9 protein-coding genes are annotated in these 10209 nt (G+C 61.2%); 4 read left to right on the top strand and 5 right to left on the bottom strand.

Going from position 1 to position 10209, the window contains the following annotated elements; translation table 11 throughout:
- The first annotated feature begins 371 nt into the window (after nucleotides 1–371).
- The 3 genes from CQ020_RS12630 to CQ020_RS12620 all read left to right on the top strand — a co-directional run bounded on the left by CQ020_RS12630 (nucleotide 372) and on the right by CQ020_RS12620 (nucleotide 4742).
- Nucleotides 372–2393, top strand: coding sequence for a PQQ-binding-like beta-propeller repeat protein (locus CQ020_RS12630; protein WP_105692157.1), 2022 nt, complete (start codon nucleotides 372–374; stop codon nucleotides 2391–2393).
- Between the two features lie 98 nt (nucleotides 2394–2491).
- Entirely contained in the window at nucleotides 2492–3601 is a 1110-nt protein-coding gene (locus CQ020_RS12625; protein WP_258141868.1) for a substrate-binding domain-containing protein, read from the top strand.
- 46 nt (nucleotides 3602–3647) lie between these two features.
- Complete coding sequence (locus CQ020_RS12620) at nucleotides 3648–4742, top strand: YhcG family protein (protein WP_105692155.1); 1095 nt, start codon at nucleotides 3648–3650, stop codon at nucleotides 4740–4742.
- Here the strand turns inward: CQ020_RS12620 and CQ020_RS24485 are convergent.
- Nucleotides 4723–4863, bottom strand: a complete 141-nt coding sequence (locus CQ020_RS24485) for a hypothetical protein (protein ID WP_258141867.1) — start codon at nucleotides 4861–4863, stop codon at nucleotides 4723–4725. The genes CQ020_RS12620 and CQ020_RS24485 overlap by 20 nt on opposite strands.
- Nucleotides 4864–4866: 3 nt before the next feature.
- Nucleotides 4867–5229, bottom strand: coding sequence for an isoprenylcysteine carboxylmethyltransferase family protein (locus CQ020_RS12615; protein WP_258141866.1), 363 nt, complete (start codon nucleotides 5227–5229; stop codon nucleotides 4867–4869).
- A 112-nt stretch (nucleotides 5230–5341) separates the two neighbouring features.
- Here CQ020_RS12615 and CQ020_RS12610 point away from each other — a divergent pair, with 112 nt between their 5' ends.
- Nucleotides 5342–6175 (top strand): alpha/beta fold hydrolase, encoded by an 834-nt coding sequence (locus CQ020_RS12610; RefSeq protein WP_105692154.1) that lies wholly within the window; start codon nucleotides 5342–5344, stop codon nucleotides 6173–6175.
- A gap of 60 nt (nucleotides 6176–6235) precedes the next feature.
- Here the strand turns inward: CQ020_RS12610 and CQ020_RS12605 are convergent, their stop codons facing one another.
- From CQ020_RS12605 to CQ020_RS12590, 3 genes are all read right to left on the bottom strand, one after another.
- Nucleotides 6236–7630: a phosphomannomutase/phosphoglucomutase gene (locus tag CQ020_RS12605; RefSeq protein WP_105692153.1), complete on the bottom strand. Its 1395-nt coding sequence runs from the start codon at nucleotides 7628–7630 to the stop codon at nucleotides 6236–6238.
- A gap of 341 nt (nucleotides 7631–7971) precedes the next feature.
- Entirely contained in the window at nucleotides 7972–8715 is a 744-nt protein-coding gene (locus CQ020_RS12595; protein WP_024818277.1) for a sulfite exporter TauE/SafE family protein, read from the bottom strand.
- Nucleotides 8716–10155, bottom strand: a complete 1440-nt coding sequence (locus CQ020_RS12590; protein ID WP_105692152.1) for an NAD-dependent succinate-semialdehyde dehydrogenase — start codon at nucleotides 10153–10155, stop codon at nucleotides 8716–8718.
- Nucleotides 10156–10209: the final 54 nt, after the last annotated feature.

Below are 10209 nucleotides of genomic sequence, written 5' to 3'. Positions count from 1 at the left end.
GGGTGGGGCCGGTGCCGCAGGCGGCCAGCAACAGAGTGCTGGCAGCCATGCCAGCTACTCCGGCGAAGAGGTGACGACGCTTCATGGTGTTCTCCTTTGAAGACTTGAGATGCGAAGAAGTGTGGTTGGGGCCACATGCGATGAATCCATGTAACCGCGCCACTTCGAACATCTACAAGATTTCAAACATTTTCAAACATTAGTGAGGTGCGGTAGCGAACGACCTCACCCTAAGCAGTAGGAGACATCAGTAGTTACTTCTGTTTGAACGAACAGAAATGCTGGACTCCGTCAGCGCCGCGCTGCTATGAATTCTGGACACCCGAAAACGGCGACTACTGAAAAGTCATTACCTAAGAACAGGGATTCCAATGGAGAAATCGAACATCAGCAGACGGTCAGTCCTACAAGTTGGCGGAGCAGCGTCGCTCGCCGCAGCCTTCGGGCTGGCAGCCGGCCAACCGGCGTCGGCGTCCACCCTCCTGGGGTCCAAGCCACAGGCGACGGAAATCCTGGACCTGGGTCCCGCCGTCGTACAGTTCTCCTTGATGAGCGGCTTGCTGGTTGGCGACGTTCTTTACATCGGTTCCCGCAATCTGGATCCGGTCCGGATTATTGCCTTCCACGTCCCCACCGGAAAGGTCATCGGCCAGACCGAAATCAGCAACGGGCACTCGATCCAGACCTTGGCCGCTGACGCTTCCGGCCGTTACCTCTACGCCGGTGTCCTGCAGAAGTCCACGGGCGTGCTGCCAAACCTGTTCCGCTGGGACCTCAACAGTCTCGGAACCAAGGCCACGGCGATCGGCTACATCGGCGACCGGGATGTCCGGGACCTCAGCGTTGCCCCCAACGGACGCCTCTACATTGTGGGTGGCGGCAGCCCGACGGCGCCTGCACTGTGGGAATTCGACCCCGCCAACGGGCAAATCACCAGCCTGGGAATCCCCGACGCCGGTGCCACCCTCGCCCGTGCGGTGGCCGCCACCGACTCCACGATCTTCTTCGGGGCAGGCAGCACGCTCAATGGTGGAAGCGGCGCAAGCAGGGCCTGCTTGTTCGCATACGACCGCGCTGCCAAGACTTTCACCAACGTCACCCCGGCCGAAATGCTGAAGGATCCCAGCATCCGCGATCTTGGCATCGTGGGAGACAAGTTGATGGTGAGTTCTGCCGGTTCCTTGGAGAACTCCAAGATTGCTGCCGTGAGTCTCAGCAACCCGAAGACCTACGTGCAAACCCTCTCCGAGGGGAAGACTGCCAAGAACTTTGCGGCCATTGGCGACAAAGTCTACTTCGCCAACGAAACCGGGCTGATTGCCTATAGCTTGTCCGCCAACGCGATCTCGGCGGTGCCGTACCAAGGGCCTTCACTGGGGGAGATCTGGGGCGTCGACACCAAGGGCGGCAAGGTGTTGGTCACCTCGGGCTACGGCTTCGTGGCGGAGATCGACCCCGCAACCGGCAGCACCAAGACCACCGACCTCGGCGAAGCCGGCGCACCCTCTGATCCTCAATCGGTCATGGGTATCGCGGCCGGTGCGGGCTACGTCTATGTGGGAGGCAACGGCGTCATTGCACGCCGCTCGCTCCGGACCGGGCAAGTCAACAACATGAGCGCTCCGGGTGAAGCGAAAGACGCAATCGTGGTGGACGGCGCCCTGTACACCGGGCAGTACAGCGGCCAGGGCATCTGGAGCTACGACCCCCGGAATGGAAAGCCGATCACGCAGGTAGCGGACTTCCCCAAGGAGCAGAACCGTCCCCTGGACGTCTGCTGGGACGAAACCAACAAGCTGGTCCTCGTGGCGGCGCAAGCGGACACCGAAGGCGGCGGCTCACTATGGACCTACGATCCCCGGACGGGCAAGAAGGGCTTCTTCCTGAATCCGATCGACAACGTGCAGCTGCTCCGGGCGGTGGCGTCCCGCGACGGCGTGGCCTATTTGGGCGGCGGCAATCCAAATCTCGATGGCGCAGGAACAGTAGTGGCCTTCAACCCTGTGGCAGGGAAGGAATTGTGGCGACTGGATGCCGGGGAAGGTGCGGGCATCGCAGCCCTCGCCGTACAGGGCAAGTACCTCTACGGTGTGACCCGCAAGGGTGGTCTTTTTGTCATAGACCTACCCAAACGCAAGGTTGTTCACCGTTCGGACATCACCTCGGTCAGCTACGGCTTCGCGGCCCTGGTCACCAACCGTGGCGCGGTATACGGCGTTTCCAACACCCACGTCTTCCGCTTCGACCCGAAAACCTTCGAAGTAGCCACCGTCGTGGCTGATATCGACGGCGCCTGGTACAGCGGCTCACACATTAACAATGACGAGGACGGCTACCTCTACACCATGCGGGGACGGAACCTCGTGCGGATCAACGACCACCCACGGCGGTAGGTGCCCGGCGTTGCGGGGCCAGCTTTGCGCTCTCTGGCGAGTATTTATCGCGCAGAGCAGGCCCCGCAACGCATGTGCATACGGTCACCTATGCTTGTTTGAACATCTGGACTTCGGAGAGGGTGGGCATGCTCAGCGGCGAACGCCACGAGAAGATTCTGCGTGAGCTTGAAATGCGGGGAACCCTGACCGTCAATGGGTTCGCGGAGAAGACCGGCCTGTCCACCATGACCATCCGCCGGGACCTGACGCAGCTTGCTGCCCAAGGACTGCTGCGCCGGGTCCACGGCGGCGCCGTTCCCGTCCCCTCTGAACGGCAAGGCGACACTATTCACAGGAGATCCCGTCAGCCGCTCGCGACCCTGGGACTTATTGTCCCGACCACGGGCTATTACTTTCCGGAGGTCATCCGCGGGGCAGAATCAGCCGCGAGGGAATTGAACGCCCGGCTGATTCTGGGCGTTAGCAACTACTCCACCGAGGATGAGCACAGGCAGCTTCAACGCATGGTGGCCAACTCCGTGGACGGGATACTGTTGGCCACCGCCGGGTCCCTGGAACCCGGATCTCCAACGTTCGAGCTGCTGTCCGGGCTGCGAATCCCCGTAGTGCTCGTGGAACGTTCAAGCCGGGTGTTTGAATCCGTGATGTCCGATCACAGCTATGGTGCCGAGCTTGCCCTTGAACATCTCGCATCCCTGGGCCACCGCAGGATAGGACTCGCCATTGCCACCAGCCCCACGGCGCCGTGGCTCCGTGAAAGCCACGAGCGAATGGTGGCCAAGCTAGGTCTCGAAAATGATGCGCCCATCATGGAATACGTCCGTTCAGTGGTGGGTGCCGGCAACAACCAAAAGGAGTTCGCGAAGTTCCTCAAAGACTGCCGGCGTACAAACACGCACGCAGCCCTGGTGCTTCCGGACGAAGAAGCCATCACCCTGATCAACCTCGCCGAAGAATCAGGCCTGGACGTGCCGGAGGACCTGGCGATCGTGGCCTACGACGACGAGGTGGCGGACCTCGCCCCGGTACCCCTGACCTCTATCGCCCCGCCGAAGCGGGACGTAGGCCATGCCGCCGTCGCCATGTGCATGGAGCGGCTGGGCGGGAAGACCGGCTCCTTGGCGTCTCCGGCGCTGCGGCGCGTGAGCCTGGCCCCGAAGCTGATCATCCGGGAGTCCACGGTGACGGGGGAAGACTCGGAGTAGGGGTTTGCTCTGAGAAATGTCAGTGGCGGTCAATAGGTTTGTGTGCATGACTGATTCGCGTGCCCTGGCTTTACCCGCAGATTACAAAGATCTCTTAGACGCGCTCAAGAAACGCGTGCGCGATGCGCGTCAGACCGCCCGTCGAACCGTCAACACACAGCTGATCGAGTTGTATTGGTCGATCGGGAAGACTGTGCTGGAGCGCCAGCAGGCGGAGCAATGGGGGAGTGGGGTCATGGGACGCCTGGCCGAGGACCTCCGTGCAGAGTTCCCGGAGATGAAGGGCCTATCGCGATCCAACCTTTTCTATATGAGGGGATTCGCAGCCGCCTGGCCGGATTCAATTGTCCAACAAGCCGTTGGACAATTGCCGTGGGGCCACATCACAGTGCTGTTGGACAAACTAGACATGCCGGAGCATCGGGATTGGTACGCGGCTGCCGCAGTTGACCACGGCTGGTCTCGCAACGTCCTGCTGAACATGATCATGAACCGGACGTTGGAAAGGACAGGCGCGGCGCCGTCGAACTTTGTCCAACGGCTTGTTGGACAAGATTCCGAACTGGCCCAGCAGGTGGCCAAGGACCCCTATAGCTTCGAATTTCTCGGCCTGTCGGGGGAAGTCGCCGAACGGGACCTGGAACTGGCCCTTACCAGCCGAATCACTGAAACCCTCAGGGAACTCGGGCCGGGATTCTCGTTCGTTGGCCGGCAGGTCCACTTCGATGTAGACGGCGACGACTACTACGTCGACATGCTGTTCTTCCACATGGACCAGAACCGGTACGTCGTCATAGAGCTTAAGACAGGAAAGTTCCAGCCTGAGTACGCCGGCAAGCTGAACTTTTACGTTGCCCTTGTGGATGACATGCTTCGCCGTGAGCATCACAACGAAACGATTGGCATCCTGATCTGCGGCACCAAGAACGACCGCAGCGTCAGGTACAGCCTCGGGCGGTCAACCTCACCCATGGCAGTCGCCGCCTATACATACGACAAGCTCCCGGCCTCCGAACAGCAAGCCCTGCCCAACGAAAGCCACCTTGTCGCTGCCCTCGAATGGGCAGATCCTGACGAGCCACAGGCCGAGTCCACTGAGGCTGTAACGCCAACATTTGAAGTCACTCCCGCCACGGCGTGATCCGCGGCCACCACCCCGGGACGTTGCGTTTGTAGTTCAAGTACTGCTCGCCGTATGTCTCGGTGAGGGTTGGTTCCTCGTAGCCCTTCACAAACGCAAACACCGTGGCGAGGACAATCACTGCCTAGATCATCAGTCCCCAACTACCGAACAGCAAAGCCTGGCCGAGGATGATGGTTAGGACCGCGAGGTACATGGGATTGCGCACATAGCGGTAGGCTCCCGTCACCACCAGCACCTCGGTGGGAGCCACCGGAGCGGGCGTTCCACGGTGCAGGGCAAACAGCACAAAGGCGTGCAGGAGGAAAACTACCCCAGCAGCGATAGCGCTCCACGCAAACAACATCACGATCCACGCTGAGCCCCAGTCAAACCAACGCCAGCCGGAGATCAGTCCGGGAACGATTCCTGCCACGATGCCAGGGGCGAGAAACAGGAAGAGAATAGTCCCGATCCACGCACGTACTGGCGAACCTGCCTGTGCCATGCCCGCCAGAATAGTCCCGCTCAGCGTAGCGCACGACCCTGCCGCCATCACCGCTGCGGGACTAGGATGACGCGCAACGGCCAGCGATCCTTACAACGCAGGAGGGCAACGAATGAACTATCAGACTCCAGACCCGGAAGCCGGCTACGCAGAGGTCAACGGACTACAGATGTACTACGAGCTGCACGGTTCCGGTGGCACGCCCTTGCTGCTCCTGCACGGCGGGCTGTTCGACATTGAGCAGCAGTTCGGTGCGCTTATCCCGGCCTTATCAGCGGAGCGTCGGGTGATCGCCACTGACTTCCAAGGCCACGGCAGAACCAACGACATCGACCGCCCGTTGAACACCGCCGATTTGGCATCGGACGTCGTTGGCCTTCTGGAGTCCCTGGGCGTTAGCGAGGTTGATGTCTTCGGCTTCAGCGTCGGCGGGGCCGTTGCACTGCATCTGGCGATCAAGCATCCCGAACTCGTCCGGAAGCTCATCGTTTCGTCTGTGTCATTCAACCCCGACGGTGATCGTGGTGGAAACGCAGAGGCCGTCACCGAAATGACCGTGGACATGATCGCGGGCACCCCCATGGAGCAGCGGTACATGGCCGTCTCGCCGCATCCGGATCACGAGCACCTGCAAGGACTCTTGACCAAGCTCGGCGGATACGACACCGGGTCAACGGGGTGGTCGGACGAGGAGATCCGCGGAATCCAGGCCCCTACCTTGATCACAGTGGGCGACTGCGACATGGTCAAACTTGAGCACGCGGTGCGGTTCCTCCAGCTGCGCGGGGGTGACGTGAATGGTGATTTTGAGGGCGTACCCGCCTCGCAGCTCGCGGTCTTCCCGGGCACCACACATTTTTCCGGCCTGGCGAGGACCAACCTTGTGCTGGACGTTGTGACCACCTTCCTGGACGCTCCGCCGCCATCCGGTTGGCAGGACCAGTAGAGAACAGAAGCGTTCGACGGCGAGTACGCACCCGCCGTCGAACGCTTCTGTTAGGTGTTGCTACTTCCGGATCATGTCCAGGACAGCATCCCGCATGCGGCCCATGGTCATTTCATCGGTGGCTTCGACGTTGAGCCTGAGCAGTTCCTCCGTATTTGAGGCCCTGAGGTTGAACCACCATTCGCCTGACTCGGCGATCACGCTCAGCCCGTCAAGGTCATCAATGCGGACACCCTGCGCTTGTTGGTACGTTTCGCGCACGTCCGAAATGGCTCGTGAAACGTCCGCCACGGTTGAGTTGATTTCTCCGCTGGCCGAGTACGGCTCGTATTGCCGTGCAAGCGTGGACAGGGGCGCGGATTGCTCGCCCAGGGCAGCAAGGACGTGCATGGCTGCCAGCATCCCGGTGTCCGCGTTGTAGAAGTCACGGAAGTAGTAGTGGGCCGAATGTTCCCCACCGAAGACGGCGTCTTTTTCAGCCATTTGTGCCTTGATGAACGAGTGGCCTACTCGTGTACGGACTGGCCGGCCACCGGCCGCCGTCACGAACTCGGGTACCGATTGGGACGTGATCAAATTATGGATCACCACGGGGTTGCGCTGGCCCGCTGCTTGAACCCTTGAAATCTCGCGCACCGCGATCATGGAGGTAATGGCCGACGGTGTCACGGGATGACCGGTCTCGTCCACAACAAAGCAGCGGTCAGCGTCGCCGTCGAATGCCAGCCCAAGGTCAGCGCCGTGGGCAAGGACGGCTGCTTGCAGGTCCCGAAGGTTCTCCGGTTCCAAGGGGTTGGCCGGGTGGTTGGGGAAGGTGCCATCCAGCTCGAAATACAAGGGGACGAGAGTCAAGGGCAAGGCTTCCAGAATCTGGCTGCCCAACACCGCGGGAACTGTTAGGCCGGCCATGCCGTTGCCTGCATCCACTACAACTTTTAGCGGCCTCACTCCCGTCAGGTCCACGAGCGAACGCAGCTTGAGCGCATAGTCACCAAGGACGTCAAGCGGCGAAACGGTCCCCGCTGATTCTGCCTTGGGATACCCGTGGTCCAGATAGCGTTGGGCAAGGTCCCGGATATCGAACAGTCCTGAGTCAGAAGAGATGGGAACAGCTCCGGCCTTGGCCATCTTGATTCCGTTGTACTGGGCAGGGTTATGGCTTGCTGTGAAGATGGCACCAGCCGCGTTCATGGCGCCGCAGGCAAAGTAGAGCTCGTCCGTGGCAATGAGTCCGAGGTCGCATACCTCGGCGCCCCGGGCCGCGGCACCCTGTGAAAACGCAGAAACGAACCCCTTGGAGGACGGACGCATGTCTCCGCCGCAGAAGACGGTTTTGCCCGCGAGGCCCAGAACGTCAACGAATGCTGCCCCGATGGCTTCTGCAACTTCATCGGTGAGGGAAACACCCACCAAGCCACGGACGTCGTAGGCCTTGAAAGATGAAGAAAGATCCATGGTTCTCCTTGCGGGCACGCCTGAATGATAGGAAGCGAACGGATGATGTTGGAAAACCAACACTATCAGGTGGAGGAAGCTAATCCTCTCAGCGCCCTCCGAAGTCAGTATCGGTATACGAGCCGACTCTGACAGGGCTTTCGGCGCAGCCGCAGTTGTTGTCAATTTCAAGCCGAACGGACACTGGATTGGAGCCATCAATCGTCAGAGCGACAGGTTCACCCTTGGTTGCGGAAACCCGCAGGGTACGTTCTTCTGCTGAATCGATTTTTGATGAAACGGGGGACATGGCAGTCCTTTCGATGGTGGTGGTGGGATCTAAATGTTGTTTGGAGGAGCGTTCAGCCAATGGCGTCAAGCACACCGCGAACGATGGTGGCTGCTGCTCCCAGGTAGGCCAGGATAATCAGGAGAATCTGGGCGGCCCGGGTGGAAACCCGCTTGGAGGCGAGGTCACCCAGGACAAGCCCGATCAAACAGGCAGCGGCGACGGCTAGCCACATTGTCATCGGCAGGACGGGAAACGAAGCTGGAGCGGTTACCGCTTTGGAAATAAGGGAAAAGGCGCCGATGGTGAAAAAGTAGGGCTGCATCGTGGCGGCGAACGACTTGTGCTGCCACCGGGTAGCCATGGAGTAAATGCTGACGGCTGGTCCCCCCACCCCTGCGGCGGTGTTCATGAAGCCGCTGAGGCCCCCCGCGGTGAAGAGATAGCGGCGACGCTGGGGCAGGACGGCTGACTTCATGACCAGCAGGACGGTCAGCCCCAAGGCAAGAGTCACCCCGATCGAAATCTCCAGGACCGACGGCGGCAGGTACCGGATGAGGAATGCCGCGGGGACAATCCCCAAAAGCGCCGAGGAAGCCAGTGCCAGGTATCTCTTCCAGTCGATGTCCCGCATGACGCGGAAGATGATGGCCCCGGCCGTCACGGCTCCGCAGACGTTGACCAGCACCACCCCTTCCACGGGGCCGAGGAGAAGAACCAGGAACGGGGCTGCCACCAACGCAAATCCCATGCCGGTAATGCGTTGCATCCCGGCACCCATGACCACTGCGCCCAGAACAAGTCCGGTAGTCAGCATTTAGGGCTTCCAGGCCACGTACTGGACCTCCTCGAACTCCTCGAGGCCGAGGCTTGATCCTTCCCGGCCCAGGCCTGACTGCTTGGCACCGCCCATGGGTGCGAAGGCCACGGACGGGAGGGGATCGTTGACTCCTACAATGCCTGCTTCCAGCTGTTCCGGGATGTCCCAGCCACGCTTGGGGCTGCTGCTCCAGATGTAGGCGGCAAGCCCCATTTCGGTGGCATTTGCCTTCTTGATTGCTTCCTCTTCAGTGGAGAACGTCACTATGCCCGCCGCTGGGCCGAAGACTTCCTCGCTCACCAAGGGTGCGTCGTCGGGAACATCCGTGAGAAGTGTGGGTGCCATGAAGGAGCCCTCTCCAGGAACTTGGGTGCGTTCGGTGAGGCGGCGGGCTCCGCGGCCAAGGGCATCGTCCACCAGGGCCTGCACAGCGGTAACGCGCTCGACGTCAATGACAGGACCAAGATCCGGGACGGGCGAATCACCGTCCGGCACGCCGTGCCCAATGGTCATCGCATCAAATTTCGCGGCCAGTTTACGGCCGAATTCGTCCGCGATGCTGTCTTGGACCAGGAAACGGTTGGCAGCGACGCAGGACTGTCCTGTGTTGCGGAGCCTTCCGAGGACTGCCCCCTCAACGGCGGCGTCAAGGTCTGCGTCCTCGAAGACGATGAATGGTGCGTTGCCGCCGAGTTCCAGCAGCGGCCTCACTACACGTTCGGACGCGGAAGCCATGATCTGACGGCCAACCCCGGTAGAGCCAGTAAAGCTGACGGCGCGGACTGCGGGGTGCTTGAGCAGGGCGCCGGTGATTTCGCGGGAAGGACCGTTCACTAGATTGACCACTCCGGCGGGGAACCCGGCATCGTGCAGGATCTCGAAAAGGCCTGTCGCGGCAAGCGGTGCTTTCTCGGAGACACGGCCAACCACGGTGCAGCCGGCCGCGAGCATGGCGGCTAGTTTGCGGGCTTGGATGGAAACCGGGAAGTTCCAGGGGGTGAGACTAAGGGCTACCCCAATGGGTTTGCTGGTGCTGAGGTGTCGGCGGCCCCGCAGTTCGGGTGGGCTGACGGTGCCCGTTGTGCGGCGTACTTCCTCGGCGAACCAGCGGAAGTATTCCACTGAGAAGTCCACCTCGCCTTGCGCCTCGGGGAGTCGCTTGCCCGCTTCCAACGCCAGGGTATGCGCCAGTTCGTCGCGGCGTTCGGACAACAGCGCAGCGGCGTTGCGGAGGAGGTCGGCGCGGGTGCGGGCCGTCGTCCGGGACCAATCGCCAAAAGCTTCGGCAGCGGCGTCAGCGGCTTTGACCGCGTCCTCCGCGGTTCCCCACGCCACCTCGCCTACGGTGCTCCCGTTTCCCGGGTCCGTTACGTCCTTGAATGTTCCGGCAGAGTGCCAGGTTCCGTTAATCAGGTGTTGCGCTGATTTCAGGTTCACTTGATGTTGCCTTTCGTTGGCTGGGAGAGGTGCGGTGTCCGGCGGCCGGAATGG

Origin of the sequence: Arthrobacter sp. MYb23, assembly GCF_002979775.1 — a bacterium.
GTDB lineage: Bacteria > Actinomycetota > Actinomycetes > Actinomycetales > Micrococcaceae > Arthrobacter.
This window is presented reverse-complemented; position numbering and strand designations above follow the sequence as displayed.

What these genes read in the sequence shown, in the direction of transcription:
- CQ020_RS12630 (WP_105692157.1), top strand. Translation starts at nt 372, where the DNA reads ATGGAGAAATCGAACATCAGCAGACGGTCAGTCCTACAAGTTGGCGGA.
- CQ020_RS12620 (WP_105692155.1), top strand. Translation starts at nt 3,648, where the DNA reads ATGACTGATTCGCGTGCCCTGGCTTTACCCGCAGATTACAAAGATCTC.
- CQ020_RS12615 (WP_258141866.1), bottom strand. Translation starts at nt 5,229, where the DNA reads ATGGCACAGGCAGGTTCGCCAGTACGTGCGTGGATCGGGACTATTCTC.
- CQ020_RS12610 (WP_105692154.1), top strand. Translation starts at nt 5,342, where the DNA reads ATGAACTATCAGACTCCAGACCCGGAAGCCGGCTACGCAGAGGTCAAC.
- CQ020_RS12605 (WP_105692153.1), bottom strand. Translation starts at nt 7,630, where the DNA reads ATGGATCTTTCTTCATCTTTCAAGGCCTACGACGTCCGTGGCTTGGTG.
- CQ020_RS12595 (WP_024818277.1), bottom strand. Translation starts at nt 8,715, where the DNA reads ATGCTGACTACCGGACTTGTTCTGGGCGCAGTGGTCATGGGTGCCGGG.